Source organism: Flavobacterium flavigenum, assembly GCF_027111255.2.
GTDB classification, from domain to species: domain Bacteria; phylum Bacteroidota; class Bacteroidia; order Flavobacteriales; family Flavobacteriaceae; genus Flavobacterium; species Flavobacterium flavigenum.
Genome location: NZ_CP114285.2, coordinates 3,189,317 through 3,205,933, shown reverse-complemented (window position 1 = coordinate 3,205,933; position 16,617 = coordinate 3,189,317). Strand labels below are relative to the sequence as shown.

Genomic DNA, 16,617 nt, shown 5'->3' with positions numbered 1-16,617 from the left:
ATCATTTATTAATATATTGTATCATTTTTAATACAAAAATTTAAAAAAAATGCAAACAGAAGGCGAGAGATTACGCTACTACATTGAAAGCAAGGAAGTTAACCTTAGGCAGTTCTGTATAGAAAATGATATATTATACACCTCTTTGCATCCAATTTTAACCAATTCAAGGTCATTGGGAATGAATATTTTGAAAAAAATTATGCAGGTTTATCCTAATTTAAATATAAACTGGGTTTTAACCGGGGTAGGAGATATAGAAATTGAACAGGATCAAAATAATATTTTGCGTGACCCAAATTCAGTGTACCAAAATTCAGATCCCGGATACGAAGCTTTCTTAAAATACTTTGACAAAGAAGCGACTACAGATAAAATTGTCGCTATTATCGAAAAGAAATTAGAGGATAAGAAAAAGAAATAACACTAAAGAACTTTCTTTTAACAACATTTCTTATTACATCAAATAAGGCATCTTACACCTTCTTAATCACATAAGTAACCATTCCCCAAATAATAAGCTGATTCTCTTCGGTAACTTTTATGGGGCTGTAATCTGGATTTTCGGGCATGAGGTACAAACAGTCTTTTTCGACCTGAATGCGTTTTACGGTAAACTCGCCATCGATAAAACAAATCGCAATTTTATTATTTTGTGGCTCGAGACTTCGGTCAACTACCAAAACATCTTTATCGTTGATACCTGCATCAATCATCGAATTGCCTGTTACCCTGATGTAAAAAGTAGCCAGCGGATTTTCGCTTAATTCCTTATTCAGGTCAATACTGCTTTCCATAAAATCAGCAGCCGGCGACGGAAAACCGGCCGAAACACCCTCACTGATATAAGGAATCCTGATGTCACTTTCAAAATCAGGCTGAAAAAAGGTCAGTTTTGTTTCTTTCTTTACAGACATTTTACTTCCAGAAGTTTACTAAAATCGGTTGTGTATTTAGGCGATAAATGATCCTGCTTCATATTCCAGGTTAATTTAAGGTTTTGCGAAGCCAGTTTTACTTTCCGGTTTCCTATTTTGGTGTTCAGCTGATCCATTACTTTCATCAGGGCAAGATGTTTCGGGTTTTCTTCCTCAAACAACTGAAACTGCTTTTTATCCTCATCAATCAGTTCGGTCACTATAACGCCAGCTTTTTTAAACCGGATTCCTTCGTTTCCTTTGTGTAATTTCTTCAGCATTTCGATAGCCGTATTGGAAATAGTCAAAGTTGAATTAGTAGCATACGGCAGTGTTACAGCCATATTAAAATAATATTGGGATGATTTTACCAAATGTTTATCTATCACCAGCATAACAATAATGGTATGACAGCAGGAATTTTGCTTGCGTAGTTTCTCCGCACAAACAGAGGCAAAAGTAACAATACGCTCACGCAGTAAATCAAAATCAGAAATTTGTTTAGGGAAACTTCTCGTAGTTGCAATACTCTTTTTCTGCTCCGGCAAAGGTTCTAATTCCAAAACCGATTTGCCTTCCAGTTCACATTTCAGCCGAAGACCAATCACTCCCATTTCTTTCTTAATCCAGACTTCGTGCACAGGATCAATAAAATCGAGAGCTGTATTAATATTTCGAAGTTTGGCTTTCTTTTTGGTACGGTAACCTATGCCCCAGACATCTTCAATTTTAGTCCATTTCAAAGCCTTGATCCGTTTTTCATCGGTATCGATCACATAAACACCTTTGGTTCTGTCTTGAAATTCCTTGGCAATTTTATTAGCTAATTTTGACAAAGCCTTTGTTTCGGCAAAGCCAATACAAACCGGAAGCCCAAGCCATTTTTGAATACGGGATTTCATTTGAAGTCCATAATCCTGATAATCCAAAACACCCACACCATCAAAATTCAGAAAAGCTTCGTCAATACTGTAAATCTCGACATTCGGGGTAAACTGTCTCAAAATTTCCATTACACGATTGCTCAGGTCTCCATATAAAGGATAATTCGACGAAAACAATTTGACATTTTTTTCTTTTACCAATTCCCGGATCTTGAATGCCGGCGCACCCATAGGAACGCCAGCTGCTTTAGCCTCATTGCTTCTCGAAATCACACAACCATCATTGTTCGATAATATCGCAACAGGTTTTCCGTTGAATCCCGGCTGGAAAACACGTTCACATGAAGCATAAAAATTATTACAATCGACTAAAGCATACATACTGCAAAATTACGCAATAGTGTAATATGCATTTTGAATGGGAGCGTTAAATTTTGGCCTCGATATTAAATTAGATCTCATATTAAAAAGATTAAAATCACATTTATTCAAACCCCATCAAAAGTTAACTATCTGAAATAGAATGATTAAAAAAATTAACATGATATATATTAATAAATCTAGTGTTTATGATTTGGATTTATTTACTTTTAAACCCTCAAAAAGGCTTTATTTAACATTTCAAATTATAATCTATGATTAAAAAACTACTCTTTACATTCCTGATTTTATTACCAATTTTGCAGGCCCATTCGCAGAAAGAACTATCAAATGATTATAAATATGATGTAAGCAACCCGTACAGGGTGAGAGATGCCGACTTAAAAAGATACTTCTCACAGGGTAATGAAGTAATGTCAATTAAATTTGATGATAAAGACATCTATATTCAGAAATTTAATGCTGATAAACCTGAGTTTATTTCTGAAAAAAAATATGAAAAATATTTCCCGAAAGGCCGTTTAATTGAAGGAATTAAAGAAATCAATGATAAATTCTATGTTTTTTATTCCTTATTCGACAAAGACAACGAAATAGAACAATTGTTCGTTCAGGAAATAGATTTTGCAAAAGGTGAGTTTTCAGGGAGTCCAAGATTATTTCTTGATGTAAAAGGTCGCGTGACCTACGGTAAATTTGAAATTCTTCCAACATTAGACAAGAAATCTCTTTTAGTAAAATATCGCAAAAAACCAGAATTCAAAAATGACAAAAAAAGCTTTGATATTATAGGCTTACATTCTTTTGATGGCAATTTAAATAAGATATCCAATAAAGAAATCACCATGCCTTATACAGAACGCCGCATGGATAATCTGGATTATCAAATTGACAATAAGGGAAATCTTTTTATGTTAACAAAAGTATATCATGATGATAGTGACGATGATAAAAAAAGCAAAAATGATACTGTTGCAAATTATCATATTGAATTGTTTACTCTTAGAGCAGATTCTGAAAAACTGAATATTACAAAAATCGAAAACAAAGAAAAATTCATTACAAGACTCTGGATGTTTGATTCACCAAAAGGAGGTACTGTTATTGGCGGATACTATAACAATGGGAAAGGCAAACATTTTGAACAAAACTGCGATGGAATAATCCTGTTTAAAATGAAAGAAGATGGCAGTCTTACGGATCAGTTTACATATGAAATTCCTTTAGATTTAATAAATGAATATGCTTCTGAAAAAGAGAAAAAGAAAAATGCCAAAAAAGAAGAAAAAGGCGAAGGTGCTAAAATTAGCGATTTAAAAATTACAGATCTTGTTGTCCGTGAAGATGGCAGTATTATTTTGGCAGGAGAAAAACAATATACAATTACAACAACCACAACCAGTTTCTCTAACGGCTCGATGAGTACATACACTTCAACCAGTTATATATATACAGACATTGTTGTTACAAAAATTAATCCTGACGGCAAATTAGGATGGATGAAAAAAATTCCTAAATATCAAAGAGGGTTTGCCGGTCAGGGCGGAATGTCTTATAAATTCTTTAGTAATGATACCGATAATTTCTTCGTCTTTTTAGACAATGTCAAAAATATCGATCTTCCAATAGATAAAACTCCGGCAATGCACTCTGACAGACATGGCGGTTACTTAACAGCTGTAAAAATTAATGATGTTAATGGAGAAATTAAGAAAGGCTCCATCTTAAATGCAAGGGAAGTAGAAGATTTCGAATTGCATCAATTTTCGACAGACCGTATAGTTAAAACAAATAATACAACTTTTGTCTTTGAAGCTTACAAAAAGAAAAAAGAAGATGTTATGATAAAAGTAACTTTAAAATAAACTTTAAAACATACTTCTCAAAAAAGAGAAACCAAAGCCATTCCTAATACCGGAATGGCTTTATTATTTAATCTATAATTATAATCATCAATAAGTAATGCTAAAAAACCTACATAAATATTCAAAAAAATGGTTGTTATTTAAAAAAATATTTACATTTGAAATCTAAACTAATCGTAATTATGAAAAAAATAGTATTCGCATTGTTATTCGTTTCAGGATTTACATTTGCTCAGGACATGAAAGTTGTAAACGGAAATTTTGATTTTTTAAAAACACAAAAAGAAGTTAACGTAGAATTTGATTATAGTAATTTTACTATGATGAAAGAAAACAAACCAGAAGCTCAGTATGTTGAAGAACATAAAGCCGATTTAGACAAAAAAGGAAAAGGAAACGGAAACATCTGGGAGAAAAAATGGATTTCTGCCAAAGAACAAATATGGACTCCTAAATTTTTAGAAATTGCTAATGTAGTACTAACTAAAGAACATAAGGATTTAAATTTTCAGGAAGGCGTAAAAACTCCTTATACCTTAGTAGTAAAAACGGTATGGATCTATCCGGGATGGGATGCCGGAGTCATGAAACAGCCAGCAAAAGTTACAACCAATTTAAAATTTGTTGAAACGGCCAATAAATCAAATGTTTTGTTGGAAATCACAAGCGAAGAAGCACCAGGAGATCAATGGGGAAATAATTTTAGCAATGAATCAAGAATCGGTGAAGGTTATGCTAAAACAGCCAAATCACTTGCCAAACTAATTGCAAAGAAAGCCTACAAATAGTAATAGTAAAAACAAAGCCCTGATTATTCAGGGCTTTGTTCTTTTTGCATATTGAGTAAATAGGCCATATTTTTAATGACATGGTCATGTTTCTTCACAAACGGATTTTCTTCGTTCCAGACATAACCAGCTAAAACTGAACATATTTTTTCTTTCACATCCGCGTTTTCAGGCTGATGAAAAAACAGCGTCTGAAGATTTCCGGTGTACCATTCCTGTACATAAGTAGTAAAAACAGCAATACCGCGTTTCATGTATTGCGTAAACTCTACTTCCCAGTCAACAGGAATTCCCTGAGCTTCTTTCAGGTACAATTTTGCTGCCAGCATTCCGGATTCAGTTGCAAAAGCGACTCCGGATGAAAATACAGGATCCAAAAATTCGGAGCTGTTTCCCGTTAAGGCAAAACCGTCTCCGTACATTCTTTTTACGGCTCTTGAATAATTTTCCAGTTTTACAGGTTCAAATAAAAATTCAGTACCTTTAAATCTTTTAATATAATAATCGGATTTCTGAATCGCATTTCGCAAAGCCTCCGCATTATCTTTATTTTCTGAAAGCGAATTGATAAAATCGGTTGGCCCTACAACTCCTAAACTGGTATTTCCATTCGAAAACGGAATTACCCAAAGCCAGACTTCAGTTTCCAGAATATCGAACGAAATCTGTGTTCCCTCCTCACCTTCTTCTCTGTTTATATCTTTTACATGCGTAAAAATAGACGAATGAGGATCGAGTTTCGAAGGCGTATCCAAATCTAAAAGTCTTGGCAGAACACGTCCGTAACCACTGGAATCAATAATAAATTTCGCATGGATTTCCTTTAGGTTTCCATCTTTATCTTTTACGATGGTTTTAGAATTTTTCCCTTCAAAGGAAACTTCCAGAACCTCTGTTTCAAATTCCAGATCAATACCTTTTCGAATTACTTCCTGTGCCATGGTGTTATCAAAATCCGCTCTTGGCACCTGCCACGTCCAGTCCCAGCCTTCACCAAATTTCTGGCTGAAATCAAAAACGCAAATTTCTTCTCCTCTTATAAAACGGGCTCCTAATTTCTTTTCAAAATTCATCGCCTCTAAACTTTCAAAAAGCTCAGCCTCCGCAAAATGATCCATAACCCTCGGGATAAGGCTCTCACCCACAACTAGTCTTGGAAACTTTGTTTTTTCAACCACTTTTATCTTAACACCATTCATATGAAGATAGGATGCCGAAACACATCCTGATGGTCCTGCACCTATGATTAAAACGTCTACAAACTCCTTTGTCATAATAGAAATGTTCTGATTTATTAACTTACATTTGCCATCATCAAAATAACTACATTTATTTTGATAAATAAAATTAAATTAGCGCAATCAAAACGAGTTTAATGAATACAATTAATGAATATTTAAGTTTGGCCGAATTTGAGGCTATTATATTTGGAAACCAGAAAGTTGTCATTAGCGATTTAGTTCTAAACCGCATTAGTGAAAGTTTTAATTTCCTAAAAGAATTTTCAGGAAACAAAGTTATATACGGTGTAAATACGGGCTTTGGTCCTATGGCCCAGTATCGAATTAAAGAGTCTGACCAGATTCAGCTGCAATATAATTTAATCCGAAGCCACTCATCAGGAACAGGAAAACCTTTAAGTCCTGTTTGTGCAAAAGCAGCCATTTTAGCGCGTTTAAACTCATTATCATTAGGAAATTCCGGTGTTCATCCTTCCGTTATTCATTTAATGGCTGAATTGATCAACAGAGATATCACGCCTTTAATTTTCGAACATGGCGGAGTTGGTGCCAGTGGGGATTTAGTGCAATTATCTCATTTAGCTTTAGTTTTAATTGGCGAAGGCGAAGTTTTTTATAAAGGAGAAAGAAGACCAACTCCCGAAGTTTTTGAAATCGAAGGTTTAAAACCAATTCAGGTAGAGATCAGAGAAGGGCTGGCTTTAATAAACGGAACTTCTGTTATGACCGGAATTGGCGTTGTAAATGTACATCATGCCAATAAATTATTAGACTGGTCCTTAAAAGCTTCCTGCGCGATAAACGAACTGGTTCAGGCATATGACGATCATTTTTCAGAAGAATTAAACCAGACCAAACGTCATAAAGGACAGCAGGAAGTAGCTTTAAAAATGCGCCAAAACCTTTCTGACAGTACGTTGATACGTAAAAGAGAAGATCATTTATATTCCGGTGAAAATACCGAAGAAATCTTCAAAGAAAAAGTTCAGGAGTATTATTCTTTACGATGTGTACCTCAGATTTTGGGGCCTGTTTTGGAAACCATTAATAACGTAGCTTCCATTTTAGAAGACGAATTTAACTCGGCAAACGACAATCCTATTATAGATGTAAAAAACCAGCACGTTTATCACGGCGGAAATTTCCACGGAGATTATATTTCACTTGAAATGGATAAGCTGAAAATCGTGATTACCAAATTAACAATGCTGGCAGAACGTCAATTGAATTATTTATTAAATTCAAAAATTAACGAATTACTGCCTCCGTTTGTAAATTTAGGAACCTTAGGATTTAATTTTGGAATGCAGGGTGTTCAGTTCGTTGCAACCTCAACAACTGCCGAAAACCAGATGTTATCAAACCCAATGTATGTTCATAGTATCCCAAACAACAACGATAATCAGGATATTGTAAGCATGGGAACCAACTCGGCTGTAATTACTTCAAAAGTTATCGAAAACGCGTTTGAAGTATTGGCAATCGAATTAATTACCATTGTTCAGGCCATTGATTATTTACAACAAAAAGATAAAATTTCATCGGTTTCTAAAAAATGGTATGATGATGTTCGAAAAATAATTCCAACATTTAAAGAAGATCAGGTCATGTATCCTTTTGTTCAGCAAGTAAAAGATTATTTGATCAACAGTTAATATTCTATACAGAATAGTGTATTTAAAATTTTATGCCCCAACGAGTTTAACTTTTATATTTTTAAACATTGAATTTTAAAATCATGAAAAAAGTATTTATTTTTTTGTTACTGGCAGGTGTTCAATTTGTTAATAGTCAGGGACTGGCATTAGTTAAAAAGAATTCAAAAATTGGATATCTCGCTAAAGATGGTTCTTTTAAGATTGAGCCTCAGTACAAATCTGCCAAAAGTTTTTCTGAAGGTCTGGCTGCTGTCGAAAAAGATGGAAAATGGGGTTTTATTGATGCAAAAGGAACCTGGGTAATTCCGGCAGATTTTAAAAATGCCAAAGATTTTAACAGCGGAATTGCAATTGTTCAAAAAGATAAAGACTGGGTTTATATTAATACAAAAGGAGAAATCTTAAAAGCACCTGCTTCTGAAAAATTATATGATTTTAATGACGGCGTAGCTTTTATAAAACAAGGAAACAAAGTTGGGTTAATCAATTCTAAAATGGCTGTTGTTTTAGAACCAAAATACGATCAGATCAAACCTTTTGAAAACGGTTATGCCAGAGTTGAGCTGAACAAAAACTGGGGAATTATAAATACTGACGGAAAAGAATTAGTAGAACCTGCTTATGCCGAAATAGGGAATTATTTTAAAAACACAACCTGGGCCAGAAAAGACAAAACTTTTGGAATCGTAAGCAATGGTAAATTTACTCCGGTTGATGGTGCCGAAAAAATCTGGGATTTTGAAATACAGGATTTGACATTTGCCAAAAAAAACGGAAAAATCGGATTCATTGATCTAAAAGGAAACTGGGTTATTCTGCCAATATATGATAAAGCGAAAGCTTTCTCAAAAAATCTGGCACCAGTACTGGTAGGATCAAAATGGGGTTATATTAATCTAAAAGCAGATTTTGTAATTCCGCCAACATACAGTGATGCAGAAGTTTTCGCTTCAAATGGTCTCGCTCCTGTAAAAGAAAGCAATTGGGGATTCATTAATGAAAGTGGAAAATTAGTCATCCCAACACAATACGGCATTACTGCAAATGGAATAGCAGCCCTTTTTGTTCAGCAGGACAAGGGATTCATTGATGGTCTCGCAAGAGTAAAAAATGAAGGAAAATGGGGTTTTCTCAAACCTGACGGAACCGTATTAAGCAATCAGTGGTTTGAAAATGCTGAACTATTTTCTAAATCCGCTGAAAGAAATGTCCCTGCTGAAAAACCTAAATCGGCAACCAAATCGACAAATTCTGCAGGAAAATCAGCTCCCAAAAAAAAGAAATAATAAGGTATCACTGTAACAAAAAAATAAAATTCCACATATTATGAAGTGTGTATTAGTAACAGGCGGTTCAAGAGGAATTGGTAGTGCTATTTGTAAAAAATTAGCTGTCGAATCTAATTATCACATTCTGATTAATTATCATTCAAATAAAACTGCCGCCGAAGAAACGCTTCAGGAAGTACAAAAATTAGGCGCAACCGGAGAAATTTTAGGTTTTGACGTTGCTAATTTTGAACAGGTACAATCTGTTTTAACACAATGGCAGGAAGCCAATCCCGAAGCGATTGTTGAAGCGATTGTAAATAACGCAGGAATCACAAAAGACGGTCTTTTTATGTGGATGACTCCCGAAGACTGGAACGGTGTTGTCAATACAAGTCTCAACGGATTTTTTAATGTAACACAATTTTTCATTCAGAAGATGCTTCGCAATAAATATGGCCGAATCGTAAATATGGTTTCGGTTTCAGGCGTAAAAGGAACAGCCGGGCAAACCAATTATTCTGCTGCCAAAGGTGCCATAGTTGCTGCTACAAAAGCTTTGGCTCAGGAAGTAGCCAAACGTAATATTACTGTAAATGCAGTTGCACCGGGTTTTATCAGAACAGATATGACGAGTGAACTGGATGAAAAAGAATTATTAAAACTAATTCCTGTAAATCGTTTTGGCGAAGCAGAAGAAGTCGCAGATTTGGTAAGCTTTTTGATTTCAAAAAAATCAAGTTATATTACCGGCGAAATTATCAACATAAACGGTGGAATATATTCTTAAAAAATTACTTTAAAGAAGATGAACAGGAGAGTTGTAATTACTGGAATGGGAATTTATTCCTGCATCGGGACTTCACTTGAAGAAGTTAAAGATTCCTTGTATAAAGGAAAATCGGGCATTCAGTTTGATGCTGAAAGAAAAGAATTTGGTTTCCAGTCTGCATTGACGGGAATGGTCCCAAAACCAGATCTGAAAAATTTACTAAACCGGAGACAGCGTATGAGCATTGGTGAAGAAACCGAATATGCTTATATGGCTACTATCGAAGCATTGAAAAATGCCAATATTGACGATGCTTTTTTTGAAAATCGCGAAGTTGGCATTATGTACGGAAACGACAGTGTTTCTAAAGCCATTATCGATGCTACAGATATTGTTCGCGAGAAAAAAGATACTGCGCTAATTGGTTCGGGAGCGATTTTCAAATCAATGAATTCTACGGTTACCATGAATCTTTCTACGATTTTTAAACTTCGTGGCATTAATTTAACTGTAAGTGCAGCCTGTGCAAGTGGTTCACATTCTATTGGACTGGCTTATTTTTTAATCAAAAGCGGCTTTCAGGATATCGTAATTACCGGAGGTGCACAGGAAATCAACAAATATGCGATGAGCAGTTTTGACGGCTTAGGCGTTTTTTCTAACAGAGAAAGTGATCCTGAAAAAGCCTCACGACCATTTGATTCAGGTCGTGACGGATTAATTCCGAGTGGCGGCGGTGCGACTTTAATTTTAGAAAGTTACGAATCTGCCATCGCAAGAGGAGCCACCATTATTGCCGAAGTTTCCGGCTACGGATTCTCATCAAATGGAGGGCATATTTCGACTCCAAATGTCGAAGGACCGGCTACAGCGATGAAAAGAGCTCTTGAAGAGGCAAACTTAAAAGCATCAGATATTGAATACATAAATGCACATGCAACCTCAACTCCTGTTGGTGATGCAAACGAAGCTAAAGCTATCTTTGAAGTTTTTGGTGAGAAAAATCCTCCTGTAAGTTCAACAAAATCAATGACCGGACACGAATGCTGGATGGCCGGCGCCAGTGAAATAATCTACTCTATTCTAATGATGCAGCATGATTTCATTGCTCCGAACATCAATTTAGAAACTCCTGATGAAGATGCCTCAAAATTAAATTTAGTTAAAAGTACGTTAAACAAAAAATTTGATATATTTTTGTCCAATTCTTTCGGGTTCGGAGGAACCAATTCTGCATTGGTGGTTAAAAAGTTTAAATGAAAAATGAATAAAGAAGAGATTATAGAACGAATTAATGGTTTTTTGGTTGATGAATTTGAAGTTGACAATGACGAAATTGAACCAGATGCTAATTTAAAAGATACACTTGGGCTGGATAGTTTAGATTACGTTGATTTAGTCGTTTCAATCGAATCGAACTTTGGTGTTAAACTGGTTGAAGTGGATTTTGTCGGAATCGCTACTTTTCAAAACTTTTATGACCTTATCGAATCCAAATTAAAAGCTAAAACTGCTTAATGAGTCAATGGGACGGCAAATCAAAAGGAACAGTTTTAGGCTATAGAATATTCGTTTTTTTGATTCGGAAAGCGGGTGTTAAATCAGCTTATTTTTTACTTTATTTTGTTGCTTCTTATTACTTTCTATTTTTAAAGAAAAGCAATAAGGCCATTTCTTATTATTTTAAAGAAAGACTTCGCTATTCGTATTTCGAGTCAAAAAAAATGGTTTTCAAAAGCTATTATACTTTTGGCCAGACCATTATTGACAAAGTTTCTATTTCTGCCGGACTGCGAAATAAATTCACCTATGAATTTGACGGAATCGAAATCCTGAAAAGGCTTTTAGCCGAAAAAAAAGGCGGTGTTTTAATCAGCGCGCATATCGGAAATTTCGAAATTGCGGAACACTTTTTTGGAGACATCGATCTTGATTTCCAAATCAATCTGGTCACTACCGATTTAGAACATTCGGCAATTAAAAATTATCTAGAAAGCGTTACGCAGAAATCTGCTGTAAAATTCATTATCATCAAAGAAGATCTCTCGCATATTTTTGAGATTAATGCCGCTTTGGCCAATAACGAACTAATCTGCTTTACCGGCGACCGTTATTTTGAAGGCTCCAAATCACTTTCTGAAACTATTTTAGGAAAAGAAGCTAATTTTCCTGCAGGCCCATTTCTAATAGCTTCCCGATTAAAAGTTCCTGTAGTTTTTGTTTATGTAATGAAAGAACCAAACCTTCATTATCATTTATACGCAAGAGAAGCTACGGTAAAACATCGGGACGAAAAAGGATTACTGAAAGAATATATTAAAAGTGTTGAAAGTATTCTGCAAAAATATCCATTGCAATGGTTCAATTATTTCGATTTTTGGAGTGATTTGAAACCATAAAATCCGTTTCAATAAATTTACTATTTTTGCCTGCAACCTAAGGTAAAACCAAAATGAAAAATGTCCTTGTTATTTTTTATTCTCAGTCCGGGCAATTAAAATCGATTGCGCAAAATATTGCAAAACCATTTTTAAACTCCGATGAAATAAAAGTAACTTTTCATGAAATACAATTAGAAAAGCCTTTCCCCTTTCCTTGGAACAAAGACTCCTTTTTTGATGCTTTCCCGGAATCCTTTTTACAGATTCCAACAACATTAAAACCTGTTCCTAATGAGATTCTGAATACCAAATTTGATTTGGTTTTGTTTCACTATCAGGTTTGGTATTTATCGCCATCGATTCCTATAAATTCTTTTTTGAAAAGTGAAGAAGGAAAAAAAATCCTGAATAATACACCTGTAGTTACCATCAGTGGTTCCCGCAATATGTGGATTATGGGTCAGGAAAAAATTAAGGTTCTGCTAAAAGAAGCCAACGCTCAATTGGTTGGAAATATCGCATTGGTTGACCGTGTAGGAAACTTAATTAGCGTTTTGACGATTGTCGAATGGATGTTTTCCGGAGTAAAAAAGAAATATTTAGGCTTCTTTCCGTTGCCGGGCGTTTCTGAAAAAGACATTCAGGAATCAACAAAATTTGGAGATATTATTCTTTCACATTTCAGTCAGAACAAATTAAATGATGTACAGCCCAAATTAGTAGCTGCTGATGCTGTACGGATTAGCCCTTATTTAGTGACCGTTGATAAAACAGCCAACAAAATTTTTAATAAGTGGTCAAATTTTATTCATAAGAATCCGAAAAAGAGAAAACAGCTTCTCAAAATATTTTATATTTATTTATTCTTAGCAATATGGTTAATCTCGCCAATAGTGTATATATTGCACCTCGTTAGCTATCCTTTTAAGCTAAAAACAATAAAAAAACAAACTCAATATTATCAGGGAGTTTAGAAGAGATTTAGATTATGTTTGAAGTATACATTACAAAAGCTGCAAAATATTTGCCAAATGACGCCATTTCTAATGATGAAATGGAAACCTATTTAGGCCTTATCAACGATACTGCTTCTAAAGCAAGACGTATTATTTTGCGTAATAATAAAATTCAAAGCCGATATTATGCTGTTGATAAATCTGGGAAAAGCACTCACAGCAATGCCGAATTAACACGTAATGCTATTTTACCGCTATTCGACGAAAATTTTACGCCGCAGGATTTAGAAGTACTTTCATGTGGAACCTCAACTCCCGACATATTCCTTCCTTCTCACGCTGCAATGGTTCATGGTTTATTAAAAAATAAATCTGTAGAACTTAACTCTTCAACAGGCGTATGCTGTGCCGGAATGAATTCTCTTAAATTTGGTTTTCTTTCGGTAAGATCTGGAAATTCTAAAAATGCAATCTGCACAGGATCAGAAAAAGTTTCGACCTGGCTGAATGCACAAAAATACAATCACGAAGCCGAAAATTTAAAAAATCTGGAAGAACAGCCGATTATTGCGTTCAAAAAAGATTTCTTAAGATGGATGCTTTCAGACGGTGCTGGTGCCTTTTTATTAGAAAATAAACCAAGAGGCCCAATCTCGCTAAAAATCGAATGGATGGAAGCTTTTTCGTATGCTTACGAATTAGAAACTTGCATGTATGCCGGAGGTGATAAATTGGAAAACGGTGAAATTAAAGGCTGGAGCGATTATGCTCCAGACCAATGGCTAAACGATTCTGTTTTTTCTATAAAACAAGACGTTAAATTATTAGACGAATTTATCCTGTCAAAAGGTGCGGAAAGCATGAAAGACGCGATGGATAAAAACAATATTAAATCGGAAGATATTACTTATTTTATTCCTCATGTTTCTTCTAACTTTTTTGTCGAAGGATTGAAAAAAGGATTAAATGAAAAAGGTATTGGAATGAGTGATAATAAATGGTTCATGAATCTTTCTAGGGTTGGAAATGTAGGCTCCGCTTCTATTTACCTTGCTCTTGAAGAATTAATGAATTCTGGAAATTTGAAAAAAGGAGATAAAATTTTATTATCTGTTCCCGAAAGCGGAAGATTCTCTTTTGCGTATGCGTATTTAACGGTTTGCTAATGGAGGCCTCCGTAATTTTAGAAAAAGAAGCGGTTGAAAACCTGATTCCGCAAAAGTTTCCTTTCGTAATGATAGATTGTATGTTTTCATATTCAGAAACAGGATTAGTTTCCGGTTTGAAAATTCAGGACAGCAATATTTTTTTAGAAGAAAACATTTTTTTAGAAGCAGGCTTAATTGAACATATGGCGCAATCAGTCGCTTTGCATACCGGTTATCAGTTTTTTTTGAAAAATGAAACTGCTCCAACCGGATATATTGGTTCTATTAAAGATATTCAGATTAAAAAATTGCCTCAAATTAACGATAGTATTCAGTCGAATGTTACGATTTTGCAGGAATTTGCCGGAGTAACTTTAGTAGATATCGTGACTTTTTTAAACAATGAAGAAATTGCAAGCGGACAAATGAAAACCGTTATAGCCAAATAAAAAGATATGAAAGTAGGAATTGACATTCAAAATTACTTACCTCATCGCGCTCCAATGCTGATGGTTGATTTGATTTTGGATATCGATGCCAATTTTGTCGAAACCGAATTTTTAATTAAAGAAGATAATATTTTTGTTGACAATGGTACTTTTATTGAAGCCGGATTAATTGAAAATACAGCTCAGACTTGTTCTTCAATTGTTGGAAAGAAATATTTTTTTGAAGAAGACGGTACAGAAAATAAGGATATCAGCGTACTGGGTTTTATCAGCGCCATAAAAAACCTGAAAATTCATTCACTGCCAAAAGTTGGTGAAATCATTATCACAAAAGCAACTTTAGTTTCAAAATTCATAGGCGATGATTATACTTTGTGTACTATGAAATGTGAAAGTTTAATACAGGAAAAAATTCTTTTAGAATGCGAAATTAATTTGTTTATTCAAAAGATGATTTCGGCAGCAACATAATGCTAATTAAAATTTAAACCGTCATGGAAAAAGAAAATGTACCGCAGCACGATGGAAATTTAAGCAAAAAAAATATCAAGGAACTCGTTTATGCCACAGATGAAAACGGTAATTATACTACCGCTTTGAGTACAGGCTGGGAACCAAAAGCCATCGCACTTTCAAACGCGATTGACGACATAAAAGAACGTGCCGAAGAAGCAAGACTAAAAGTTCAGAATGGCGAGTTGAGTCCGATTTGTTATTTCATGGAACTCAATAAAATGGATCTTTCTATTCTTGCTGGTTATGTTGACATGTGGAAATGGCGCGTAAAAAGACATTTTAAACCCTCTGTTTTTGCCAAATTAAACGACAATACTTTACAAAAATATGCCGACGCTTTTGATATTTCAATTGCTGAACTCAAAAATAGTATCACAAAATAATGCAAGTTACTTTTACACATCATCAATCTGCTCATTGTGAAAACGGAGTAGCTTCAAACCTCTTAAAAAACAGCGGACTTAATATCAGCGAGCCAATGGTTTTCGGAATCGGTTCGGGACTTTTATTCGTGTATCTGCCTTTTTTAAAAGTCAATCATGCTCCGGCAATAAGCTACAGAACTTTGCCGGGACAGATTTTCAATAAAGTCGCCAATCGGTTAAACTTAAAAATAAAAAGACAAAAATTTTCTTCTGTTTCTAATGCGAATAAAGCTTTAGAGGAAAACCTGAAAAGTAATATTCCGACGGGATTACAAGTCGGCGTGTATCATTTGAGTTATTTTCCTGATGAATACCGCTTTCATTTCAACGCCCACAATTTAGTTGTTTACGGAAAAACCGAAACGGATTATCTGATCAGTGATCCGGTAATGGAAACGGTTACGACTTTAACGCACGATGAACTGGACAAAGTTCGTTTTGCTAAAGGAGCTTTTGCGCCAAGAGGCCAGATGTATTATCCAATTCAGGTTCCGGATAATGTTGATTTCAAAAGTGCAATCATCAAAGGAATCAAAAATACCTGTCGTTATATGTTGGCACCAATGCCAATTGTAGGTGTTCGTGGTATCAAATTCGTATCAAAACGAATCAGAAAATGGCCTGCAAAACACGGGGTAAAAAAAGCCAATCATTATCTGGCGCAAATGGTTCGCATGCAGGAAGAAATTGGTACCGGAGGCGGAGGTTTCCGTTTTATTTATGCGGCTTTTTTACAGGAAGCATCGGTGATTCTGAATAATGAGGAATTGAAAAATCTTTCGAAAGAAATGACCCAAATTGGGGATTCATGGCGTGATTTTGCCGTAGAAGCTTCCCGAATTTACAAAAACCGAAGCGCCAAAGAAGATGCCTACAATGCTATTGCCGATGAACTTTTAGACATCGCCAATCGTGAAGAAATCTTTTTCAAAAAACTAAAAAAAGCCATCAGCTAACGATATTTTGCA

The 16,617-nt window shown here is 34.9% G+C and carries 18 protein-coding genes; 15 read left to right on the top strand and 3 right to left on the bottom strand.

Annotated features, from left to right (window positions below):
• Positions 1-49 precede the first annotated feature (49 nt).
• Positions 50-424, top strand: a complete 375-nt coding sequence (locus OZP09_RS13130) for a hypothetical protein (protein ID WP_269234176.1) — start codon at positions 50-52, stop codon at positions 422-424.
• Positions 425-476: 52 nt separating this feature from the next.
• Here OZP09_RS13130 and OZP09_RS13125 read toward each other — a convergent pair whose 3' ends face one another.
• Positions 477-917 (bottom strand): LexA family protein, encoded by a 441-nt coding sequence (locus tag OZP09_RS13125; RefSeq protein ID WP_269234175.1) that lies wholly within the window; start codon positions 915-917, stop codon positions 477-479.
• The gene (locus tag OZP09_RS13120) at positions 908-2,182 is read right to left on the bottom strand and encodes a Y-family DNA polymerase (RefSeq protein ID WP_269234174.1); all 1,275 of its coding nucleotides are present in this window, start codon (positions 2,180-2,182) and stop codon (positions 908-910) included. Before OZP09_RS13120 ends, OZP09_RS13125 begins: the two co-directional genes overlap by 10 nt.
• A gap of 254 nt (positions 2,183-2,436) precedes the next feature.
• Between OZP09_RS13120 and OZP09_RS13115 the strand changes: the two genes are divergently transcribed.
• Positions 2,437-4,047 carry a hypothetical protein gene (locus tag OZP09_RS13115; protein WP_269234173.1) on the top strand — a complete coding sequence of 537 codons (1,611 nt, stop codon included), beginning with the start codon at positions 2,437-2,439 and terminating at the stop codon, positions 4,045-4,047.
• A gap of 182 nt (positions 4,048-4,229) precedes the next feature.
• Complete coding sequence (locus OZP09_RS13110) at positions 4,230-4,835, top strand: hypothetical protein (protein WP_269234171.1); 606 nt, start codon at positions 4,230-4,232, stop codon at positions 4,833-4,835.
• A 23-nt stretch (positions 4,836-4,858) separates the two neighbouring features.
• On the opposite strand, the gene OZP09_RS13105 is transcribed toward OZP09_RS13110, so the two are convergent.
• Positions 4,859-6,109: an NAD(P)/FAD-dependent oxidoreductase gene (locus tag OZP09_RS13105; RefSeq protein WP_269234170.1), complete on the bottom strand. Its 1,251-nt coding sequence runs from the start codon at positions 6,107-6,109 to the stop codon at positions 4,859-4,861.
• Between the two features lie 101 nt (positions 6,110-6,210).
• Here OZP09_RS13105 and flxA point away from each other — a divergent pair, with 101 nt between their 5' ends.
• From flxA to darH, 12 genes are all read left to right on the top strand, one after another.
• Positions 6,211-7,731, top strand: coding sequence for a flexirubin biosynthesis tyrosine ammonia-lyase FlxA (flxA, locus tag OZP09_RS13100; protein ID WP_269234169.1), 1,521 nt, complete (start codon positions 6,211-6,213; stop codon positions 7,729-7,731).
• Positions 7,732-7,814: 83 nt separating this feature from the next.
• Positions 7,815-9,020 (top strand): WG repeat-containing protein, encoded by a 1,206-nt coding sequence (locus OZP09_RS13095; RefSeq protein WP_281309507.1) that lies wholly within the window; start codon positions 7,815-7,817, stop codon positions 9,018-9,020.
• 40 nt (positions 9,021-9,060) lie between these two features.
• Positions 9,061-9,792: a flexirubin biosynthesis SDR family reductase FlxB gene (gene flxB, locus OZP09_RS13090; RefSeq protein ID WP_269234167.1), complete on the top strand. Its 732-nt coding sequence runs from the start codon at positions 9,061-9,063 to the stop codon at positions 9,790-9,792.
• A gap of 18 nt (positions 9,793-9,810) precedes the next feature.
• Positions 9,811-11,034, top strand: a complete 1,224-nt coding sequence (locus tag OZP09_RS13085) for a beta-ketoacyl-[acyl-carrier-protein] synthase family protein (RefSeq protein WP_223682370.1) — start codon at positions 9,811-9,813, stop codon at positions 11,032-11,034.
• Between the two features lie 3 nt (positions 11,035-11,037).
• Positions 11,038-11,292, top strand: a complete 255-nt coding sequence (locus tag OZP09_RS13080) for an acyl carrier protein (protein ID WP_025571909.1) — start codon at positions 11,038-11,040, stop codon at positions 11,290-11,292.
• Entirely contained in the window at positions 11,292-12,173 is an 882-nt protein-coding gene (locus OZP09_RS13075; RefSeq protein WP_281309506.1) for a lysophospholipid acyltransferase family protein, read from the top strand. The genes OZP09_RS13080 and OZP09_RS13075 overlap by 1 nt, the downstream gene beginning before the upstream one ends.
• Before the next feature lie 53 nt (positions 12,174-12,226).
• Positions 12,227-13,129: an NADPH-dependent FMN reductase family protein gene (locus OZP09_RS13070; protein WP_281309505.1), complete on the top strand. Its 903-nt coding sequence runs from the start codon at positions 12,227-12,229 to the stop codon at positions 13,127-13,129.
• Positions 13,130-13,143: 14 nt separating this feature from the next.
• Complete coding sequence (gene darB, locus OZP09_RS13065) at positions 13,144-14,277, top strand: dialkylresorcinol biosynthesis protein DarB (RefSeq protein ID WP_269234165.1); 1,134 nt, start codon at positions 13,144-13,146, stop codon at positions 14,275-14,277.
• Positions 14,277-14,708: a hotdog family protein gene (locus OZP09_RS13060; protein WP_281309504.1), complete on the top strand. Its 432-nt coding sequence runs from the start codon at positions 14,277-14,279 to the stop codon at positions 14,706-14,708. The genes darB and OZP09_RS13060 overlap by 1 nt, the downstream gene beginning before the upstream one ends.
• Before the next feature lie 6 nt (positions 14,709-14,714).
• Complete coding sequence (locus OZP09_RS13055) at positions 14,715-15,179, top strand: hotdog family protein (protein ID WP_269234163.1); 465 nt, start codon at positions 14,715-14,717, stop codon at positions 15,177-15,179.
• A gap of 23 nt (positions 15,180-15,202) precedes the next feature.
• Positions 15,203-15,607 (top strand): flexirubin biosynthesis protein DarG, encoded by a 405-nt coding sequence (gene DarG, locus OZP09_RS13050; RefSeq protein WP_269234161.1) that lies wholly within the window; start codon positions 15,203-15,205, stop codon positions 15,605-15,607.
• Entirely contained in the window at positions 15,607-16,605 is a 999-nt protein-coding gene (darH, locus tag OZP09_RS13045) for a BtrH-related acyltransferase DarH (RefSeq protein ID WP_281309503.1), read from the top strand. The genes DarG and darH overlap by 1 nt, the downstream gene beginning before the upstream one ends.
• The last annotated feature ends 12 nt before the right edge of the window (positions 16,606-16,617 follow it).